Here is a 20,658-nt window from a genome sequence, read left to right as displayed (position 1 = left end):
GTGGCGGAGCGGGAGGGATTCGAACCCTCGAGACGGTTTCCCGCCTACACACTTTCCAGGCGTGCGCCTTCGACCACTCGGCCACCGCTCCGTGGGGGCGCGGTTACTGGATCGTGGGGCGGTGTGCAAGGGATAGCGACGCCGAGGGACGGCCTAGCTGACGCTCGCGGACGGGCCCACGAGCGTCTCGGGATTGCGCAGCCAGAGGTCATGCTGCGAATGGGGGATGACGATGCCTTCGGCGGCGAAGCGGGCGGCGATCTCGTGGTTCATGTCGGACTGCACGGCCAGAACGAAGTTCACGTCGCGCAGGATCGCCCGGATCTCGAAATTAAGCGCGCCGTTCCCGAATGTGCGGAACAGCACCGCCGGGGGCGGGTTCAGCACGACCAGCGGATGCGCCTCGGCAATTTCCATCAGGATCGCCTCGACCAGACGCGTATCGGTGCCGAAGGCGACGCCCACGGGCACGATCACCCGGCCGACAAGGTTGCCACGGGTCCAGTTCGTCACCGTGCCGGATACCAGATCGGCGTTGGGAACGATCACGTCGGTGCGGTCGAACGTCTCGATCCGGGTCGAGCGGACGGAAATGTCGCGCACATAGCCCATCTGGCCGCCTACCTCGATCCAGTCGCCTTCGCTGATAGGCCGTTCGATCAGCAGGATGATGCCGGACACGAAGTTTGACACCACGTTCTGCAACCCGAAACCGATACCCAAGGACAGCGCACCGGCGACGATGGCCAGGTTCGACAGGTCGATCCCAGCCGAGGTGATGGCCAGCAGAATGGCGAGGAAGATGCCGATATATCCGGTGCCCGACACGATCGCGTTGCGCGCGCCCACATCCATCGCCGTGCGCGGTAGGACCGATCCGCGCAAGGTCCGCTGCGCAAGGCGCGTCAGGGCAAGCCCGACCGCGAAGACGATGGCGAAGACCAGAAACACATCCGGCGAGATCCGCGTCTCGCCCACCGCGAAGCCAAGGAGGAAGCGCTGCCACATTTCCGACAGGTCGGCGACACGTGCACCCCAAAGCAGCGCCAGCACCGGGATTGCGGCCAACGACAGGACGAAGCCCGCAAGGATCGGCGCCAGCGCGTCGGATGCGCTGCTTTCGCTGGTGCGCGTCACCAACGCATAGACGTCCCCGATCAGGCGTTGCAGCACCACCAGCAGCCCGCCCAATCCCAAAGTGGCGAAAGCGGGAACGAGGATCCCTTGCGTGGCGATGGAATAGCCCGCCGTCGCCAGCACCACGCTGAGCAACGCGATCGCCATCGCCACCCGGCCCAGGGTGCGAACGAACGTCTCGCCCAGCCGAAGTTCGTTTTCGGCCTGCGGATCGGGCCGCCGCGCACGCAGCAGGATCCGCCCGATCCGCCACAGAAGAAACGCCGTCAGCAGCCGAAGCGGATATTGCAGGACGCTGACCGACAGGTCGGAATAGCCGAGCTGAGTCTCGACCCCGCCAAGCGCGATGTTGGCCGCGACGAAATGGCCCGCAATGACCCCCAGCCGCCGCAGACGGCCGCCGTCGCGCTTCGTCACCGGCAGCAGGCAGGGTTCGGCCTGGGGGAACAATCGCAGCACCAGCCAGCGCGACAGGATCACCGGCAGCGCGACGGTCGGCAGGCCCACGACGATCACGATGCGGCCCGCTTCGCCCAGAATATGCGTCAGGTCTATCGCCAGCGCGACCAGCATCACGCCCGCAAGCGGCAGCACGATCTGCCCCAGCGACAATGCGAAATCCAGAACGCCCTGCCCGCGCGGCCATCGCGGCGCGACCCAATCCGCGAACAGGCCCACCCACCAGCGGCTGCGCAGCGCCAGCAGCAGACCGACAAAGCCCAGAAACGCCGATAGCGGCGCGGCCTGCAACGCCACCGCGCGGCTGTCGGGATTGCGCCAGGCATCGCGCGCCTCGGTGCCGATCCGCTGGACGGTATCGGTCAGGACGGTCAGCGCCGAGGGCCACAGGACCGGGTTCAGCGGGCTGGGCTGCCGCGCGAGAAGCTGACGCGCATAGCGGTCGCGGATGGTGCTGTCGATCGACGCGACCAGGCTGTTGGCCAGCGCGAAGCCTTCCTCGGCGGCGACGACCGGCCGCCGCAATTCGGCCAGTTGGGCATTCAACCTGGCCCTCCGTTCGGCAATCTCGGGGTCTTCGGTTTCGCCTTCGGGGGGTAAGGGGCCCAGCGCCGCGATCTGCGCCTCGGCCGTGGCGATCCGGGCCGCATTGGCCGACTGCGCCGCCAGAAAGGCCGCCCGACGGCCAGAGATTATGGTGCGTAGCCTCTCCAGATCCTCGACGGCGCTTTCGTCATCGGCGATCAGCGCTTCGGCTGCGGAAACCTGCGCGGCCCATTCCTGGGGATCGGGCAGCACGGGGCCGGCAGGCTGTTCCTGCGCAAGGGCAGCCCAGCCGATCGTCGCCGTCAGCAGGAAGATCAGCAGCCGCGACAGGAAGGCCTGTCGAAATGCCGGAATCATTGATCCTCGAAAACGGTCGGCAGAATGCGGCCTGCGCCTTCGGTCAGCCATTCGGGAAACGGCAGACCCTTCTCGCGCAGGAAAGCGGGATTGTAGAGCTTGGATTGATAGCGCGTGCCGTAATCGCACAGGATCGTCACGATGGTATGGCCCGGCCCCATGTCGCGGGCCATGCGCATGGCGCCCGCCACGTTTATGCCCGACGATCCGCCAAGGCAAAGTCCTTCGTGCGCCAGCAGGTCGAACACCACCGGCAGCGCCTCGGCATCGGGGATGCGATAGGCCAGGTTGGGGCGCAATCCTTCCAGATTGGCGGTAATGCGGCCCTGACCGATGCCTTCGGTGATGGACGATCCCGGCGCATCGAATTCGCCCGACGTGTAGAAGCTGTAAAGCGCCGCGCCTTCGGGATCGGCCAGGCCGATCTTGACGCCCTTGGGCTGCAACGCCTCGGCCACACCGGCCAGCGTCCCCCCCGACCCAACGGCGCAGACGAACCCGTCCACCCTGCCCTGCGTCTGTTCCCAGATTTCGGGTCCGGTCCCCTCGACATGGGCCTGCCGGTTCGCGGTGTTGTCGAACTGGTCCGCCCAGATCGCGCCCGCCGGCTCGGACGCGGCCAGCCTTTCGGCCAGGCGCCCGGAATAACGGACGTAATTGTTGGGATTGCGGTAGGGGACGGCGGGCACCTGCACCAGCTCGGCGCCGGCCAGCCGCAGCATGTCCTTCTTTTCCTGGCTTTGCGTCTCGGGGATGACGATGACGCTGCGATAGCCCATCGACGCGCCGACCAGCGCCAGCCCGATGCCGGTATTGCCGGCCGTGCCTTCGACGATGGTGCCGCCGGGTTTCAGCGCCCCGCGCGCCACCGCATCGCGGATGATGTAAAGCGCCGCGCGGTCCTTGACGGATTGGCCGGGATTCATGAACTCGGCCTTGCCGAGGATCTCGCATCCCGTCGCTTCGGACGGCCCTTTCAGTCGGACAAGGGGTGTATTGCCGATAGCCGCCGCAAGATCACCGTGGATGGACATGCAACACTCCTTCTCGTCCCGCCTCTTGGTAGGCGCGGGCCGATCCGAACTCAAGCGAAGCGGCCCTTCGCCCGTTCACGTTGAAGCCAGAGGGCGGAAATCAACAGCGGCGCATTGTCGGCCTCGCCCGTGTCCAGAAGCGCCATCAGACGGTCGAACGAAATGACATGCGCGCGGATATCCTCGTGTTCGTCCGGCGCGCCGCCGGTGCCCTGCGCGCTGTCGGGCAGATCGGCAATGCCGACGAAGATCGTCAGATATTCCGATACCGCCCCCGGACTGGGATAGCAGGTCGCCACTCGGTGCAGCGCGTCCAGCACCAGCCCCGCTTCCTCCTGCGCTTCGCGGCGGATCGCGGTCTCGGGGGTCTCGCCGGGGTCGAGGCGCCCGGCAATGGGTTCCAGGCACCAGGGATAAGGGTCGCCGCGCATCATCGGGCCGAAGCGGAACTGCTCGACGATCATTACGCGGTCGCGGACCGGATCGTAGGGCAGAACCGTCGCCGCATCGCCCAGCACGAAGGCGGCGCGCGTGACGGGCGCGCCAGGGTTGCCGTCGAACAGCGGATGACGCAGCTCGGTCTGCTCGACCCGGAAGAAATGCGTATAGGGCGTATGGCTGCGCAGAACCTCGACCCGGTCGCGGTGCAGGTCAGCCCGCAGGTCGCGCGGCACCGGGTTCGACGCGGCGACGATGCGCGACCAGACGCGGACCCGGATCGTCGGCAGGCGGAAGCGCAACTCGCCGGTGTCGATCCGCCCGAAGAACGCCATCGCCTCGGCAGCCGCCTCGCGTTCAAGCGCGCCATTCTCGCGCTGCCAGCGTTCCAGGGACCAGTCCCGTTCCATGTCCGCGTCGCCCGCCCACAGGACAGCCGGGGCGCCGTTATCGTCCAGCGTCGTCATTCGCGGCGTCCAGCCGTTGCCCTCGCCGTAGAAACGCAGTCGTTCGACAGGCTCGCCCGGCAGGTCCCGCAATACGACCGCCTCCGCCGCGCCGCCTGCCGGAACCTCGGCCGGCCAATCGACGCCAAGGACGATGCGGCGCAGGGCATCGTCCCGCAACCGGCCGCGCAGAACCACGTCTTCCATCAGTTCGCCCGCCTCGATACCCATTCGACCACAAGGCCGACGATAGCGCAGCCGCCCAACAGCACCGGGATCGCCGCGCCCGGCCACAGGACGCGCGCATGATCCGCTGCAAGGCCCATCGCCGCCTCGATCGCCTCGACGGGACCGTCATAGAACCCGTCGAGCGACCGTCCCAGCGCCGTATGGGATGCCCAGATCAGCAGGCAGACGATCAGCGTCACCGCGCCGCCCGTCGCCGCCGCCCCGATGGCAGCGCCATAGCCCCGGCCAGCGCCCGGCCCGACGACACGCCATCCCGCCACAAAGCCCACAGCGGCGTTGACGGGCGCCAGCATCCCCGACGGCATGGCAGGGGGCAGGTCGTGGCGGACAATGCCGCTGACCAGCCATGCCAGCGCCGCCAGCGACACGGCGCCCGTCAGCTTGGCCGCTGTCGGATACATCACAGATCCCGCCCGCGATAGGCGTCCAGCGCCCGCGCCCGCCCCTCGGCCGCCGTTACGATCGGGTCGGGATAGGCGTCGTCGGCCGCCATGCCCCAGCGTCGCGGGATCGCGTCGAAATAGGCCAACGCGCAGGGATCGGGGTCGTCGCGCCCCTCGGCGATCCAGCGGCGGATATAGGTCCGGTCGGCGTCGAACCGATCAAGCTGGGTTTCGGGGTTGAACACCCGGAAGAACGGTGTCGCATCCGGCCCCGATCCGGCCGACCATTGCCAGCCCATCGCGTTGTTGGCCGGATCCCAGTCGATCAGGCACTCCTCGAACCAGTGCATCCCGATCTTCCAGTGACACATCAGATGCTTGGTCAGATAACTGGCCACGATCATCCGCGCACGGTTGTGCATGGTGCCGGTGACGAACATCTCGCGCATGGCGGCGTCCACGAACGGCATGCCGGTGCGCCCCCGCTTCCATGCTGTCGCGTCGTCGCCGGCCGCGTCCTCGTTCCAGGGAAAGGCATCCCATTCGGGCCGCCAGTTGCCGGTGATCAGGCGCGGTGTGTGGTAAAGAAGGTGATAGGCGAATTCGCGCCAGACCAGCTCCTTGAGGAAGGTCGGCGCGCCGCGCTTGCCTTCCGCGATGGCCCGCTGCGCCGAATGCCAGCACGACCGGATCGAGATTTCGCCGTATGTCAGGTTCTCGGACAGCCCCGATGTGCCGTGCATGGCCGGAATGTCACGCGCCGTCGCGTAACCCTCCACCCGGTCGCGCAGGAAGACGGCCAGCCGCGTCTGCGCCGCCGCCTCGCCGACATGGCAATGGGGCGCGACGATCGCCGCGCCCCGGTTCATTGCGGTGCCAAGGCCCCATATCGCCGGATCGTCCGTTTCGGGCCAGCCGTCGGGCGCCTGCAACGCCGTCGGGGCGGTCAGGGCGGGACCGGGATCGCGGTCCTTCACCTTGCGCCAATAGGGCGTGTAGACCTTGTAGTATCCGTCCTGCCCCGTCCTGACGCTTTCAGGCTCGAACAGCAGATGGCCGGGATGATCGGCGCAGTCCACCCCGCGCGCCACCAGCGCCTCTTTCACCGCTTCGTCCCGCGCCAGCGATGCCGGATCGTAGGCGCGGGTCCACCAGACGGTCCGCGCGCCCGTCTCGTCCGCCAGACGGGCCAGCGCCTCGGCCGCGCGGCCTTCGCGGAAGGTCAGCCTGCTGCCGATCCCCTTCAGCCGTTCCGCGAATGCCTCGGCCGCCAGTCCCAGCCGCCATGTCGGGGCCGCGCCATAGGTCCGCACGACCTCGTCGTTCAGAAAGACGGGGATGACCGGACGGCCCGACCGCGCGGCGGCGTCCAGCGCCGGATGGTCGGTCAGCCGGAAATCGCGCCGGAACCACAGCAGGATCGGCGCGGCGTCCGCGCTCATTCCAGGGTATCCAGCGCGGCGATCAGGCGCACGATGTCGTCTTCGGTCGTGTAATGCGTGAAGCTGATGCGCAGGATGCCGTGATCGGGGTCAATCCCCATCGCGCGCAGGGGACGCTGCGCATAGAACGATCCGCCCCCCGCCATGATGCCCTGCCCGGCCAGCCGCGCCGCCGCCTCGGTGCCCGGCACCCGCAGGGCCAGCCCGACCGTGGGCGCGCGCGGCGCGGCCCGGTCGGGGCCCAGCAGCCGCACGGCATTGCGCGATGCGACATGATCCAGCAGCGGTTGCAGCAATGCCGTTTCCCGCGCGCGCATCAGATCGTGCACATGCGCGGCGCGATCCTTCGGGGCCGCGTTGGGGGAACCGCCGTGATGCAGATGCAGCGCGTCGATGTAATCCGCGATACCCGCGCAGGCGGCGACCTGCGCGTGATCCGGCCCTGCCGGTGTGAACCGCTTGTAAAGCGTGCCGCCGTTGAAATGATGCCCCTGATTGGGCAGCCGTTCCGCCAGTTCGCGGCGGACGATCATCAGTCCCTGATGCGGTCCATAGGTCTTGTAGGCCGAGAACAGATAGATGTCGGCGCCGAGCGCACCCACATCCGGCAGGCCGTGCGGCGCATAGCTGACGCCATCGACGCAGGCGACGGCCCCCGCCGCATGGACCTTCGCAACGATGGCCGCGACATCGTTGATCTCGCCCACGACGTTGGAACAATGCGGGAAACAGACCAGCCGCACCTTGTCGTCCAGCAGGTCGTCGAGGGCGTCGGGGTCCAGATGCCCGGTCGCTGGGTCGATGCGCCATTCGCGGATCTCGAAACCCCGGTCGGCCAGACGCCGCCAGGGGCCGCTATTGGCCTCGTGATCCTGGTCGGTCACGATCACCGCATCGCCCGGCCGCATCGTGCCGGCAAAGGCCTGCGCCAGAACATAGGTGTTCTGCGTGGTGGACGGCCCGAAGCTCAGCGCGTCATCCGCGACGTTCAGCAGCGCGGCCAGACGGGCGCGCGCCTCGTCCATCTCGTCGCCGGCGGCGGCGCTTGCGGCATAGGAGCCATAGGGCTGCACCTTGCGCGTCAGATAGAACCGCGTCAGCCGATCGACGACCTGCCGGCAGGGATAGGATCCGCCCGCATTCTCGAAAAACGCCTGTCCGGCCAGCGACGGCTGATCGAAAGAGGGAAATTGCACGCGAACGAAATCGGTATCGAGTGGCATCTGGCATCCTGGGGCGGGTGAAGCACCCCTAGCGTCTCACCCGCCCCGCGCCAAGTCTAGGACCGTCTGAGCAGCGCGCGTTCGGCCCGCAATCCCTGCAAGATGCAAAAGCACATCAGCAGCAGGACGATGGCGAACGGAAAGCCGGTCGTCAGAACCATCGCCTGCAACGCGCCCAGCCCGCCGCCGATCAGCAGCACGGCCGCGACCAGCCCTTCGAACACGCACCAGAACACCCGCTGCGGCAGCGGCGCGTCGGTCTTGCCTCCCGCCGTGATCGTGTCGATGACCAGGCTGCCGCTATCCGACGACGTCACGAAGAACACGATCACCAGCACGATGGCCAGCGTCGACGTGATGCCCGCAAGCGGCAGTTCCGACAGCATCGCGAACAGTGACAGCGGCGGGTTGTAGGCGTCGATGACCTGCGCCTTGACGGCCGAACCGACGGGATCGCTGAACACCTGCTCGATCGCGGTGCCGCCGAAAGCGGCCATCCAGATGACGCAGACCAGGCTGGGGATCAGCAGGACGCAGGTGATGAATTCGCGCACCGTCCGCCCCCGGCTGACCCGCGCGATGAACATGCCGACGAACGGCGACCAGCTGATCCACCAGGCCCAGTAGAACGCCGTCCAGCCCTGGCGATAGCTGTCGTCGCTGCGCCCGAACGGATTGGCCAGCGCCGGCAGATCGACGAAATAGGCCAGCAGCCCGTTGCCGAAGGTCGCCAGGATGTAAAGCGTCGGACCGACCGCCACCACGAAGACCAGCAGCAGGATCGCAAGGCCCATGTTGATCTCGCTCAGCAGCTTGACCCCGCCGTCGAGGCCGCGCAGTACCGAAATCAGCGCGACCGCCGTGATCGCGGCGATCAGCACCACCTGCAACACCGTGCCGTTCGGGATGCCATAGATGTAATCCAGCCCTGCGCCGGCCTGCTGCGCGCCGAACCCCAGCGACGTGGCCAGCCCGAACAGCGTGGCAAAGACCGCCAGCGTGTCGATGACATGGCCCCACCAGCCCCAGACGCGTTCGCCCAGGATCGGATAGAAGGCCGACCGGATCGTCAGCGGCAGCCCCTTGTTATAGCTGAACAGCGCCAGCGCCAGCGCCACCACCGCATACATCGCCCAAGGGTGAAGCCCCCAGTGCAGGATGGTCGCGGCCATCCCGATATCGCGCGCCGCAACCTGCGAACCGGCGATCACCGCACCGTCCTCCCCGAAGGGCGACACGGCGTTCAGCGGGGCGGAAACCGCCATGTGATAAACAGGCTCCAGCACGCCGAAGAACATCAGGCCGATGCCCATTCCGGCCGCGAACAGCATCGCGAACCAGCCCAGATAGCCGTAATCGGGCGTCGCGTCCGACCCGCCCAGCCGCACGCGGCCATAGGGCGACACGACCAGATAGAGGCAGAACAGCACAAAGACATTGGCCGCCGACAGGAAGAACCAGTCCAGCGTGTCCGTGACCGCCGGGCGCAACCATTGAAAGAAGGTCGAGGCCTGCGTCGGCGCGATCACGGCGTATAGCACGAAGGCCACGATGGCGACGGCCGAGATCGCGAAGACCGGGTTGTGGATGTCCACCGCTACCGGACCGATCGAGGTTTCGTAATTGTCCTGTCCGATCTCGTAATCGGTGTCGATGATCTGCGAGGTGCCTTCAGGCTCCTGTAGACCATCGGTGGTGGTGTCGGTCATCGCCGATCCTTTCGGTTGTTCGAGTTGTTCGAGGGGTCCGTCCCGCAGGCTATCCCCCCGTCGGAAGGACCGACGCCACCGGGCGGCACGCCCGAACGCGGGCCAGCGGCGCCGGGACAAGCGGCTTTTCCGCGCGGCCCGGCGCCTTTCCTGCCCGGTCAGGACATGCCGGATCGACTGAAATATCCATCATGTCGAACAAACGCAGCGCTCCACGACAGGCGGCAGGGCACCCGGCGGGGCGCTGTGCAGCTATTCGGTTCTTCTGATTTCCGCCAAGCTAACAGCCCCCGCCCCCCGGATGCAACCGGTTTAGCGGTCCGCACCGGCGGCCGCGACATCGACCAGCACGCGGCCCGTCACCCGGCCTTGCAGGATATCGGCGCCCAGACGCGGCAGATCCTCCAGCATCGCGGGACGGACCATCGCTTCCAGCTTCTTCATCGGCAGGTCGTGCGCGATGCGGGCCCAGGCGCGCAGGCGGGCGTCGCGTGCCTGCATCACGCTGTCGATGCCCAGCAGGTTCACGCCGCGCAGCAGGAACGGGATCACCGTCGCGGGCAGTTGCGCGCCCCCCGCCAGCCCCACGGCGGCGACCGATCCGCCATAGGCGATCTGCCCCAGCACCCGCGCCAGCATCGCGCCGCCCACCGCGTCGATGCATCCGGCCCAGGCTTCGGATTCCAGCGGCCGCTTCACCGTCTCGGCCAGATCGGCGCGCGGCACGATCTGCGTGGCCCCCAGCCCGGTCAGATAGTCGCTGTTTTCGGGCCGTCCGGTCACGGCGGCGACGCGGTAGCCCAGATTGGCCAGGATGGCGACAGCGACGGACCCGACACCGCCCGACGCCCCCGTCACCAGCACCGGCTGCGGTGCATCGGGGGTCAGGCCGTGATCCTCCAGCGCCATGACGGCCAGCATCGCGGTGAAGCCGGCGGTGCCCACGGCCATCGCCTGCCGTGTCGTCAGCCCCTCGGGCAACGGCACCAGCCAGTCGCCCTTCACGCGCGCCTTTTCCGCGTATCCGCCCCAATGCGCCTCGCCCACGCGCCAGCCGGTCAGCACCACCTTGTCGCCCGCCGCATAGCGCGGATCGTCCGATGCCTCGACCCTGCCCGCAAAGTCGATGCCCGGCACATGCGGATAACTGCGCACCAGCCCGCCGCCCGGCCCGATGCAAAGCCCGTCCTTGTAGTTCAGCGCCGAATACTCGACGGCGACCGTCACGTCGCCCTGCGGCAGGCGGTCCTCGGCGATCCGCTCGACGGCCGCGCGGGTCTTTCCGTCGTCGTCCTTCGTCACCACAAGCGCCCTGAACATGATCGTCATCCTTCCTGCCCTGCCATCGGTCTGCGAAGGTCGGCGCGTCCCGGTCCCATGTCAAACCGAAACCGTGCAAGCGAATCGCTTGTGACCCCGCGACGCGCGCCCTAGCGTTCGCCCGCATCCATGACCCGGAGGAACGCATGGCCCGTCGCACGACCGCACTCGTCACCCTGTCCTGCCTGGCCGCGCCCGCCATGGCCGAAGACGGCGATCTGCTGATCCTCGACTATTCGGGGTTCGAGAATCCGGCCTTCCACCAACCCTATATCGACCAGCACGGCGCCAGCCCGACCTACAGCTTCTTCGGCGACGAAGAAGAGGCGTTCCAGAAGCTGCGTTCGGGGTTCGAGGCGGACATCGCCCATATCTGCGCCGGATCCGTGTCCAAATGGGAAGCGTCCGACCTGCTGGAACCGTGGGACACCGCGCGCATCGACGCCTTCGACGATCTCGACACAGACCTGACCGGCAGCGACGTGACCGCCGATCTGGACCAGGTGACATGGGTGCCGACCGATTTCGGCACGACCGGCATCGCCTACAACACCGACGAAGTCCCGGCCGAGGCCGTGGCATCGCTGAACGTGTTTCTCGATCCCGCCTATTCGCAGCGCGTGGCGATCCCCGACAATGTCGATGACGCCTTCGCGCTGGCCTATCTCGCCACCGGCACGACCGACTGGCGCGATGCCAGCGACGCGCAGTTTCAGGCTGCCGCCGACTGGCTGCGTCAGGCGCACGAGAACCTGCGCACCTATTGGACCGGACCGGCCGAGTTGGCGCAGCTGATGGCCACCGGCGACGTACTGGTCGCCTGGGCCTGGAACGAAACGCTGCCGACGATGGCCGCGCAGGACTTTCCCATCGGCTTTCAGCGCGAACCGGCGGAAGGATCGTCCTTGTGGCTTTGCGGCTATGTGAACCTCAAGGACGGGCCCGGATCGGCCGACAAGGCCTACGATTACCTCAACGCCATGCTGTCCGAAGCGGCGGCGCCCGGCCTTCTGGACGCGGGCTTCGGCAGCGCCAATTCGATCGCTCTGAATGCGCAGGGCGCCGAGGCGTTGCAGGCATCCGGCCTTGGCCCGGTGGACGTGCCGCTGCTGGCGCAGCTTCCCATCGACGCCGACCAGCGCGCCCGCCACAGCGAGGCGTTCGAGAAGATCAAGGCGGGGTTCTGACGGCTTGATTTCCGCCCCCGGCCGCCTTACCTTCAAAGTGTCCTTAGGGACTATGGTGATAAACGCGCAGGTAATAAGCGGATCGGACCCGGGGGCGGTACCCGGCGGCTCCACCAAACCTCTTTTGTTGGAAGAGCATGGGGCCGAAACAGGATCGACGGACGTCTAAAGCTGTGGCTTTCACTCGGTGAGCTACCACCGTTATCGGTGCGAAAAGTATAGTTGCCAACAACAACCATGCTCCGGTTGCTCTGGCTGCGTAAGCAGTTCGAGTAATCGAAATCTAAGCCCTTGCGCCTAGCAGCGTAAGGCGGGGTTCGCAGGCACCTGGCAACAGAAGCCTGCACTTTCCTCAATTCGCCCCGATCGCGTTAGGGTTTCGGTAAGATTCGCCCGCTAGCGTCCTCGTAAAGGAGACGTCGATGGACAATCTCGAAACCTTGCAGGACTTCTATCGGACCATCTGGATCGGCGGCAGGCTGGACCAGATGGACCGCTTCTTCGCGCCCGACGCGCGCGCCGGCGGCCTGCTTCCCGACCTGGCCCTCGGCCCGGCCGACTTCGAGATCCTCGTTCAGACGGTCATGGCGCTGGTCGCTAACCCGCAGATCGAAATCGTCCATCATCTGGCCCAGGGCGACTGGATCGCCGCGCTGATCGACGTTCACTGTCGGTCGCGCGCCACGGGCGATCCCGTGCGGCTGAGCGGACAGATCATGTGCCGTTTCGACGAAGGGCGCATCGTCGAGGCGTATAATCACTTCGACACGATGGCGTTTTTCCAGCAACTCGGTCTCGTCGCCCCTGAAACGGTCGAAGTGATGCTGGCGGGGGATGCGGCGCTCTGACCCCCCGTGTGGCCAGCCGCATGGACGCAAGACCCGCCTTTTCATCACCGCCGAATCCCTTATGCTTTCCGCTGCAAGGGGTGAAGGGGCCGCCATGACGCGCAGTATCGACTATGGCAATCTGATGCACCGGGCCATGCGCGGCCTGATCCGGCAGGTTCTTCAGGACGTGGCCGCCGACGGTTTGCCGGGCGAGCATCATTTCTTCATCACCTTCGACACGATGCACCCCGATGTCGAAATCGCCGACTGGCTGTCCGACCGCTATCCGGGCGAAATGACGGTGGTGATCCAGCACTGGTTCGACAATCTCGACGTGTCCGAGGAAGGGTTCGCGATCACGCTGAACTTCGGCGAGAACCCCGAACCGCTTTACATCCCCTTCGCCGCGATCCGCACCTTCGTCGACCCGTCGGTCGAGTTCGGCCTGCGCTTCGAGACGCAGGAGGCCGAGGAGGAGGTCGATCTGGTCGAGGTCGAGGAGACCGCAGAAAAGCAGGACGCGCAGATCGTCAGCCTCGATTCCTTCCGCAAATAGGCCATCGGCGGCGGCCCCATTGCCGCCCGCGTGGCGGAACGGTATCGACGGCACGACCTTACCTGCAGGACCGCCATGACCCAGACCCGCCCAGAAACCGACAGCTTCGGCCCCCTCGACGTTCCCGCCGACAAGTATTGGGGCGCGCAGACCCAGCGCTCCATCCAGAACTTTCCCATCGGCTGGGAACGCCAGCCCATCGCCATCGTCCGCGCGCTTGGCGTCATCAAGAAGGCCGCGGCGACCGTGAACGAGGGCTTCGGCGATCTCGACCCCGATCTCGCCCACGCCATCCGGCAGGCCGCGACCGAGGTGATCGAAGGCCGGTTCGACGACAATTTCCCGCTGGTCGTCTGGCAGACCGGATCCGGCACCCAGTCGAACATGAACGCGAACGAGGTGATCGCCAACCGCGCGATCGAGATCATGGGCGGCGAGATGGGATCGAAGAAGCCCGTCCACCCCAACGATCACTGCAATATGGGCCAGTCGTCGAACGACACCTTCCCCACCGCGATGCACGTCGCCATCGGCATGACCGCCCGCGATGTGCTGCTGCCGGGGCTGGAAAAGCTGCACGCGGCCCTTGCCGCCAAGTCCGACGAATTTTGCGACATCATCAAGATCGGCCGCACCCATACGCAGGACGCCACGCCCCTGACGCTGGGTCAGGAATTCGGCGGTTACGCCCATCAGGTCGCCAAGGGGATCGAGCGGGTGAAGATGTGCCTGCCCGACATCTATGAGCTGGCGCAGGGCGGCACGGCCGTCGGCACCGGGCTGAATACCCGCAAGGGTTTCGCCGAAAAGGTCGCGGCCCAGATTGCCGAGATCACCGGCCTGCCTTTCGTCACCGCCCCCAACAAGTTCGAGGCACTGGCCGCCCACGACGCCATGGTCATGTTCTCGGGCGCGCTCAAGACCGTTGCCGCTTCGCTGTTCAAGATCGCCAACGACATGCGTTTCCTCGGTTCCGGCCCCCGGTCCGGCCTGGGAGAGCTGATCCTGCCCGAGAACGAACCGGGCAGCAGCATCATGCCGGGCAAGGTCAATCCGACGCAGGCCGAGGCGCTGACCATGGTTTGCGCGCAGGTCATGGGCAACGACGCCGCCGTGGGCTTCGCCGGCAGCCAGGGCCATTTCGAACTCAATGTCTATAACCCGATGATGAGCTATAACGTCCTGCAATCCATGCAGCTTCTGGGCGACGCGGCGTCCAGCTTCACCGACAACATGGTCGTGGGCACGCAGGCCAATGTCGAACGGATCGACCGGCTGATGAAGGAAAGCCTGATGCTGGTGACGGCGTTGGCACCGACCATCGGCTACGATGCCGCGACCAAGGTCGCCAAGACCGCGCACCGCAACGGCACCACCCTGCGCGAGGAAGCGATCGGATTGGGCTATGTCGATGCCGAAACCTTCGACCGCGTCGTGCGGCCCGAAGACATGATCGGCCCGAAATGACCGCGCCGGTGAACCTCAACCGCGTCAGGAAGCAGAAGGCGCGCGAGGATGCGCGCCGTCAGGCCGATCTGAACGCCGCCGCCTATGGCCGGACCGCAACGGAACGCGCGGCGCAGGCGGCCGAACGCGCGGCGCAGGCCGCCCGGCTCGACGGGCATCGCCGCGACGAATGACCACCGGCCGGCCACGCAAGCATTCGCTGACCTTGCGCGGCCACCGCACCAGCGTGACGCTCGAAGACGCGTTCTGGACTGCCTTCCGCCGCATCGCCGCCGCGCGCAATCGCCCGCTGAACGATCTGGCCGCCGAGATCGACGCCGCGCGCGGGGATGTCGGCCTCGCCTCGGCCCTGCGGGTCTTCATCCTCGGCGAGGTTGCCGCGGGTGCGCTCAGCCCAGCAGCGCCAGACCGGGAAACGTCTCCAGCAGCCAGTAGGAAAACGCGCTGAACGCGCCCGTCAGCAACGCGAACCCCACGATCAGCAGCAGCACGCCCATCCCCCGCTCGATCAGCCGCATATAGGGCCTAAGCCGGTTCATCAGCCCGACCGCGCGCTGGATGAACAGCGCCGCCAGCAGGAACGGAATGCCCAGACCCGCCGCATAGACCGCCAGCAGCGTCGTGCCCCGCGTCACGTCCGCCTCGCTCGCCGCAAGGCTAAGGATCGCGCCAAGCTGCGGGCCGATGCAGGGCGTCCAGCCGAAGGCGAAGGCCAGCCCCAGCACATAGGCCCCCAGCGCCGATCCGCCCTGGTCGCCCGCATCGAGCCGCATGTCGCGATCCAGGAAACCGATGCGGAACACGCCCAGGAAATGCAGCCCGAAGACGATGACCACAAGGCCCGACAGCCGCGAGAACAGGGTCTGGTTCTGCAAGAAGAAGGCACCGAAGGCCGACGCGGTGAAGCCCAGCAGCAGGAAGACCGTGCTCAGCCCCAGAACGAAGAACAGCGCCGGCAGCACTGCGCGCCCGCGCTGCGCGGCGCCCGTCATCTCGGTCATCGTCATTCCGCCCATATACGCCAGATAGGGCGGCACGATGGGAAGGACGCACGGGCTGAGGAACGACAAAAGCCCCGCCGTCAGCGCGATAAGCATGGCGGGCAACAGACCCGCGTCGATGATGTCGAATCCGATCATGGCCCCGACCTACGCCATCCGGGCCGCCCCGTCATTGCGTCATCGCACACATCCTCGTGGACATTCGCCCGGTCGCGCGACAATCTGCACCGATGATCGAAAATGCGACAAGTGCCGACGCCATCGTCGATGCGCGTGGATTGCTCTGCCCCCTGCCCGTCCTGAAGGCCCGCAAAAGGCTGGCCGCGCTGTCGGGGGGGCAGGTTCTGCAACTCGTCGCGGACGATCCGGCCGCCGTCGTGGACGTGCCGCATTTCTGCGCGCAGGCGGGTCACACGCTGCTGTCCGTCACCGAACGGGACGGCGCGCGGGTCTATCTGCTGAAACGCGGCGCCTGAAACGCGAAGGGCCGCCCGAAGGCGGCCCCCAAAATCACCGGCTCAACGACCACCAGCCGCGCCGCTTGGGCTTTTCGGCCTCGCGGGGCGCATCGTCGGCGACCGCGCTGTCGCTTTCCGCCGCCGCCGGAACGGGTGGCGCGACCGGCGCGCTTTCCGTCACCGTCTCGGCCACCTCCTCGGGCACGACCGGCCCGGCATCGGGGCGGTCGCCGGACAGTGCCGGTTCGACCTCGGGCCGGTCGTCGTCCTTCGGCGCGTCTTGCGGAACTGGCGGTGCTATGGGCGCGTCTTCGGTGATCTGCGCCTCGACCTCATCGCTGACCGGCGCGGCGACGGGCTGGTCGGAACGCCGGCGGCTGCGCGACCGGCTGCGCCGACGGCGCGGGGCCTCGTCGCCGTCGCTATCCCCGGCCTCGGCATCGTCCGCACCCTCGCTATCGGCGGAGTCGTCGCTTCCCTCCGTCTCGTCGGACGCGGCCTCGACACCGTTATCGCCGTTGCCGTTCGACTTGCGGCGGCGGCGGCGGCGGCGGCGCTTCTTGGTCTGACCGTCATCGCGCCCGCCCGCATCGTCGTCGGACGACGCGCGCTCGGACGGTTGCGCCTCGATCGCCTCGTCCTCGATCTCGGCTTCGGGGGGCGGCGGCGCCTCGTCCTCGTCCACTTCCAGATTGTCGTCCACATCGTCCATCAGCGCCGACGATCCGACGATGGCCGCCGTCTGCCGGACGATGCGCGCCGTCTGGGTCTTGAACTTCTCGATCCGGGTATCGGGACTGGTCAGGGTCGGGTCGGCCTCGAGCCGGACGGCCATGCCATACCTCGCCTCGATCTGGGCGATGTGGTCGCGCTTGTGGTTGATCAGGTAGTTGCAGACCGCCACCGGCGCCGTGACCAGCACCTCCTTGGTGCGCTCGCGCGTGCCTTCCTCTTCCAGTTGGCGCAGGATGCCCAGGGCCACGTTCTCGTCCGACCGCAGCAGGCCGGTGCCGTGGCAATGCGGGCAGGGCTGGGTCGTCGCCTCGATCATGCCCGGATGCAGCCGCTGGCGCGACATTTCCAGCAGCCCAAAGGCGCTGATCTTGCCGACCTGGATGCGCGCGCGATCGGTCTTCAGCGCGTCCTTGAACCGCTTCTCGACCGCCGCGTTGTTCTTGCGATCCTCCATGTCGATGAAGTCGATCACGATCAGCCCGGCAAGGTCGCGCAGCCGCAATTGCCGCGCGACCTCGTCCGCCGCTTCGCAATTGGTCTTGAACGCGGTCTCCTCGATGGATCCTTCCTTGGTCGCCCGGCCCGAGTTCACGTCGATGGCGACCAGCGCCTCGGTCACGCCGATGACGATATAGCCGCCCGATTTCAACTGCACCGTCGGGTTGAACATGCCCGACAGATAGGATTCCACCTGATAGCGCGCGAATAGCGGCATCTGATCGTGGTAATACTTCACGTTCTTCGCATGCGACGGCATGATCATCTTCATGAAGTCCTTGGCGATGCGATAGCCTGCTTCGCCCTCGACCAGCACCTCGTCGATGTCGCGGTTGTAAAGGTCGCGGATCGACCGCTTGATCAGGTCGCCTTCCTGATAGATCGGCGCAGGCGCGATGGACCGCAGCGTCAACTCGCGGATCTGTTCCCACATGCGTTGCAGGTATTCATAGTCGCGCTTGATCTCGGTGCGGGTGCGCTTGGCCCCCGCCGTGCGAATGATCAGCCCCGCGCCGCGCGGCACCTCGATGCCCTGCGCGATCTCCTTCAACTTCTTGCGGTCGGCGACGTTGGTGATCTTGCGGCTGATCCCGCCGCCGCGCGCGGTGTTGGGCATCAGCACGCAGTAACGGCCCGCCAGCGACAGATAGGTGGTCAGCGCCGCACCCTTGTTGCCGCGTTCTTCCTTGACGACCTGGACCAGCATGATCTGCCGGACCTTGACGACCTCCTGGATCTTGTAGCGCCGCGCGCGCGGCTTGCGCGGACGGCTGATCTCGTCGGCCGGATCGTCGGACCCGACCGATTCGATGCTGCTGTCGCGTTCCGACGCGTCGTCGGCGGCCACATAGGGCCGATTGTCGTCGTCGTCGCCGTTCCGGTCGGCATTGTCGCCATCGTCGTCGCTGTCGTCGTCGGCAGCGGCGGCGGGATCGGGCGCCAGATCGACCACATCCATTCCGGGGATGTCGGCCATCGCCAGCGCGGTGCGCGCATCGGCCAGATCGTCCGCCTGCGGCTCGGTCGCGGCGGTGGCGTCCTTCGGCCCCTGCGCGGCCCGCGGCGCGCGGCGACGGCGCGATCCGTTATCGTCCTCGTCCTCCTCGGCGGCCATGGCCGCTTCCTCGGCCAGCAGCGCCTCGCGGTCCGCGACGGGGATCTGATAGTAGTCGGGGTGTATTTCCGAAAAGGCCAGGAAGCCGTGCCGGTTGCCGCCGTATTCGACGAACGCCGCCTGCAAGGACGGCTCCACCCGCGTCACCTTGGCGAGATAGATGTTCCCCGCCAGTTGCCGCTTGGCCTCGGATTCGAAATCGAACTCCTCAACCCTGTTTCCATCCACCACCACGACGCGGGTTTCTTCCGCGTGGGTGGCGTCGATCAGCATTTTCTTTGCCATTGATCCTGTTTCCGCCCTGCGCCCGGCCGGAAGGCCCGTCGGGTCTCCGCGTCGAGGCGGCAAGGCTGGTTGCGGCGATGCGGGGCGCGCGGCAGAAGGTCCGGCAGTCGCCCGAAGGCGCCGGATCGGTCTCGTCTGTCGTCGGCGCACAGCGCATCGCGGTTTGTCTCCGGCATGCGCCAAAGCATGCCATGTTGAACCGTCGGGCCGGGCGATGCCGGCTTTCGGGCAGTCGAGGGCCGAAGCCCGGATCCATCTGTCGTGGCAGGCTCGACCCCAGGGCCGTCCATCCCGCCAACAGCGAAATCGAGAGCGGCGCGCGACGCGAAAGAAGTCGCGACGCCGCTCCCCTACATAGGACCGGGGGGGGCGGCGATGCAATCACGAAGTCGGTGCAACCTAAAGTTGCGCAACGGCGTCGCGCACCCTCACAGATAATCCGACCGGCTCAGCCCGTATTTCGCCATCTTCTCGTTCAGCGTGCGGCGCGGCAGGCACAGCTCGTCCATGACGGCGACGATGCTGCCCTTGTGCCGCCGCATCGTGTTGTCGATCAGCATCTTCTCGAACGCCTCGACATATTCCTTCAGCGGCTTGCCCTCGGTCGTCATGCCCGCCATCCCGTCGTCGCCCGCCATCAGCAGCGACGAAATGGTGCCGGTCCCGCGGCGGTTCTGCATCACCGCGCGTTCGGCCACGTTGGACAATTGCCGCACGTTGCCGGGCCATGGCGCCTGCAACAATTGCGCGGCCTCCTGCGCGCTGATCTCGGGCGCGTCACAGCCGTATTCCTCGGCGTATTGTTCCGAGAACCGCGAGAACAGCGTCAGGATGTCCTCGCCCCGCGCGCGCAGGGGCGGCAGCGTGATCTTCATCGTCGCCAGCCGGTAATAAAGCTCGGGCCGCAGCGCGTCCTCGCAGGTGCGCCCCTGTTCCGACAGGTTCGACACCGCGACCAGCCGCGTTTCCGGCGGGGTGCCCTGATCGTTCATCCACGCCAGCAGCTTGCCCTGCAACGCCGTGGGAAGCGCGTCGATATCCTCCAGCACCAGGGTGCCGCCGCGCGCCTGCTCCAGCAGCGGCAGGTCGGCCTCGTTGGGTCCGAACAGCGCCGCGCCCAGCGCCTCCTCGTCCTTGCCGGCACAGGAAAACAGCACGAACTTGCGCCCCGCCTTCGCCCCGACGGCATGCAGCGCATGGGCGGTCAGCGTCTTGCCGGTGCCCGTCTCCCCGTCGATCAGTACATGGCCGTCGCCCTGCCCCAGATCGAGGATGTCCTCGCGCAGACGCTCCATCACAGGGGACGAACCGATCAGCTTGCGCATGATGCCGGTGCCGTCGCCCAGATCGCGGCGCAGCGCGCGGCTGTCCAGCGTCAGCCGCCGGGTCGAGGTGGCGCGCTTGGCCAGCTCGGTCATCCGTTCGGGGTTAAACGGCTTTTCCAGAAAATCGAACGCGCCCACGCGCATCGCTTCGACCGCCATCGGCACGTCGCCATGCCCGGTGATCATGATGACGGGCAGCGCCGAGTCGACGCTCAACAGGCGTTTCAGGAAGGCCATGCCGTCCATGCCGGGCATCTTCACGTCGCTGATGACGACGCCGGGCCAGTCGGGCGACAGCGCCTTCAGCGCGTCCTCGGCGCTGGGATAGGTCTCCGTCTCGAATCCCGACAGGCTCAGCCACTGGCTGATGGACTGGCGCATGTCCTGCTCGTCATCGACGATGGCGATCTTCATAGCCTGGGCCATGGCTGCTCCTTGCTCGTCCGGTCCTGCCGGACG

General features: G+C 67.0%; 18 protein-coding genes, 1 tRNA gene and 1 other RNA gene. 8 read left to right on the top strand and 12 right to left on the bottom strand.

From position 1 onward, the window contains the following. Position 1: 1 nt before the first annotated feature. From OCGS_RS10360 to OCGS_RS10320, 9 genes are all read right to left on the bottom strand, one after another. Positions 2 to 91, bottom strand: a tRNA-Ser gene (locus OCGS_RS10360). A gap of 62 nt (positions 92 to 153) precedes the next feature. Beyond that, positions 154 to 2,499, bottom strand: coding sequence for a DUF3772 domain-containing protein (locus OCGS_RS10355; protein WP_007427194.1), 2,346 nt, complete (start codon positions 2,497 to 2,499; stop codon positions 154 to 156). After that, positions 2,496 to 3,533 (bottom strand): cysteine synthase A, encoded by a 1,038-nt coding sequence (locus OCGS_RS10350; RefSeq protein ID WP_007427193.1) that lies wholly within the window; start codon positions 3,531 to 3,533, stop codon positions 2,496 to 2,498. Before OCGS_RS10350 ends, OCGS_RS10355 begins: the two co-directional genes overlap by 4 nt. Positions 3,534 to 3,583: 50 nt before the next feature. Beyond that, entirely contained in the window at positions 3,584 to 4,648 is a 1,065-nt protein-coding gene (locus tag OCGS_RS10345) for an NUDIX domain-containing protein (protein WP_052026168.1), read from the bottom strand. Next, positions 4,624 to 5,067: a TrgA family protein gene (locus OCGS_RS10340; RefSeq protein WP_007427191.1), complete on the bottom strand. Its 444-nt coding sequence runs from the start codon at positions 5,065 to 5,067 to the stop codon at positions 4,624 to 4,626. Before OCGS_RS10340 ends, OCGS_RS10345 begins: the two co-directional genes overlap by 25 nt. Then, positions 5,067 to 6,491 (bottom strand): cryptochrome/photolyase family protein, encoded by a 1,425-nt coding sequence (locus OCGS_RS10335; protein ID WP_007427190.1) that lies wholly within the window; start codon positions 6,489 to 6,491, stop codon positions 5,067 to 5,069. The genes OCGS_RS10340 and OCGS_RS10335 overlap by 1 nt, the downstream gene beginning before the upstream one ends. Further along, positions 6,488 to 7,714 (bottom strand): aminotransferase class V-fold PLP-dependent enzyme, encoded by a 1,227-nt coding sequence (locus OCGS_RS10330; protein WP_007427189.1) that lies wholly within the window; start codon positions 7,712 to 7,714, stop codon positions 6,488 to 6,490. Before OCGS_RS10330 ends, OCGS_RS10335 begins: the two co-directional genes overlap by 4 nt. Positions 7,715 to 7,770: 56 nt before the next feature. Continuing rightward, positions 7,771 to 9,423, bottom strand: a complete 1,653-nt coding sequence (locus OCGS_RS10325) for a BCCT family transporter (protein WP_007427188.1) — start codon at positions 9,421 to 9,423, stop codon at positions 7,771 to 7,773. Between the two features lie 312 nt (positions 9,424 to 9,735). Further along, a complete protein-coding gene (locus OCGS_RS10320; protein WP_040610911.1) occupies positions 9,736 to 10,743 on the bottom strand; it encodes an MDR family oxidoreductase in 1,008 nt (335 codons plus the stop codon). A 146-nt stretch (positions 10,744 to 10,889) separates the two neighbouring features. Between OCGS_RS10320 and OCGS_RS10315 the strand changes: the two genes are divergently transcribed. The 7 genes from OCGS_RS10315 (at position 10,890) to OCGS_RS14865 (ending at position 15,231) form a co-directional block, all read left to right on the top strand. Further along, positions 10,890 to 11,930, top strand: a complete 1,041-nt coding sequence (locus OCGS_RS10315; protein ID WP_007427185.1) for an ABC transporter substrate-binding protein — start codon at positions 10,890 to 10,892, stop codon at positions 11,928 to 11,930. Further along, positions 11,931 to 12,278, top strand: a transfer-messenger RNA (tmRNA) gene (gene ssrA / locus OCGS_RS14870). Positions 12,279 to 12,352: 74 nt separating this feature from the next. Next, positions 12,353 to 12,778: an ester cyclase gene (locus tag OCGS_RS10310; RefSeq protein ID WP_007427184.1), complete on the top strand. Its 426-nt coding sequence runs from the start codon at positions 12,353 to 12,355 to the stop codon at positions 12,776 to 12,778. Between the two features lie 94 nt (positions 12,779 to 12,872). Then, the gene (locus OCGS_RS10305) at positions 12,873 to 13,316 is read left to right on the top strand and encodes an SspB family protein (RefSeq protein ID WP_007427183.1); all 444 of its coding nucleotides are present in this window, start codon (positions 12,873 to 12,875) and stop codon (positions 13,314 to 13,316) included. Positions 13,317 to 13,391: 75 nt separating this feature from the next. Next, complete coding sequence (gene fumC / locus OCGS_RS10300; protein ID WP_007427182.1) at positions 13,392 to 14,783, top strand: class II fumarate hydratase; 1,392 nt, start codon at positions 13,392 to 13,394, stop codon at positions 14,781 to 14,783. Next, a complete protein-coding gene (locus tag OCGS_RS10295; protein WP_007427181.1) occupies positions 14,780 to 14,956 on the top strand; it encodes a DUF4169 family protein in 177 nt (58 codons plus the stop codon). Before fumC ends, OCGS_RS10295 begins: the two co-directional genes overlap by 4 nt. Then, positions 14,953 to 15,231: a ribbon-helix-helix domain-containing protein gene (locus OCGS_RS14865; protein ID WP_083848249.1), complete on the top strand. Its 279-nt coding sequence runs from the start codon at positions 14,953 to 14,955 to the stop codon at positions 15,229 to 15,231. The genes OCGS_RS10295 and OCGS_RS14865 overlap by 4 nt, the downstream gene beginning before the upstream one ends. On the opposite strand, the gene OCGS_RS10290 is transcribed toward OCGS_RS14865, so the two are convergent. Next, positions 15,173 to 15,922 (bottom strand): cytochrome c biogenesis CcdA family protein, encoded by a 750-nt coding sequence (locus tag OCGS_RS10290; protein WP_007427180.1) that lies wholly within the window; start codon positions 15,920 to 15,922, stop codon positions 15,173 to 15,175. The two genes, OCGS_RS14865 and OCGS_RS10290, sit on opposite strands and share 59 nt — an antisense overlap. A gap of 92 nt (positions 15,923 to 16,014) precedes the next feature. Between OCGS_RS10290 and OCGS_RS10285 the strand changes: the two genes are divergently transcribed. Further along, positions 16,015 to 16,260 carry a sulfurtransferase TusA family protein gene (locus OCGS_RS10285; RefSeq protein ID WP_040610884.1) on the top strand — a complete coding sequence of 82 codons (246 nt, stop codon included), beginning with the start codon at positions 16,015 to 16,017 and terminating at the stop codon, positions 16,258 to 16,260. A gap of 34 nt (positions 16,261 to 16,294) precedes the next feature. Here the strand turns inward: OCGS_RS10285 and OCGS_RS10280 are convergent, their stop codons facing one another. Continuing rightward, a complete protein-coding gene (locus OCGS_RS10280) occupies positions 16,295 to 18,874 on the bottom strand; it encodes a ribonuclease E/G (protein WP_007427178.1) in 2,580 nt (859 codons plus the stop codon). A gap of 428 nt (positions 18,875 to 19,302) precedes the next feature. Then, positions 19,303 to 20,625, bottom strand: a complete 1,323-nt coding sequence (locus OCGS_RS10275; protein ID WP_007427177.1) for a sigma-54-dependent transcriptional regulator — start codon at positions 20,623 to 20,625, stop codon at positions 19,303 to 19,305. Between the last annotated feature and the right edge of the window lie 33 nt (positions 20,626 to 20,658).

The organism is Oceaniovalibus guishaninsula JLT2003, assembly GCF_000299575.1.
GTDB classification, from domain to species: domain Bacteria; phylum Pseudomonadota; class Alphaproteobacteria; order Rhodobacterales; family Rhodobacteraceae; genus Palleronia; species Palleronia guishaninsula.
Note: the sequence above shows the minus strand (reverse complement) of the source record. Positions and strands in the feature narration are given on the sequence as shown.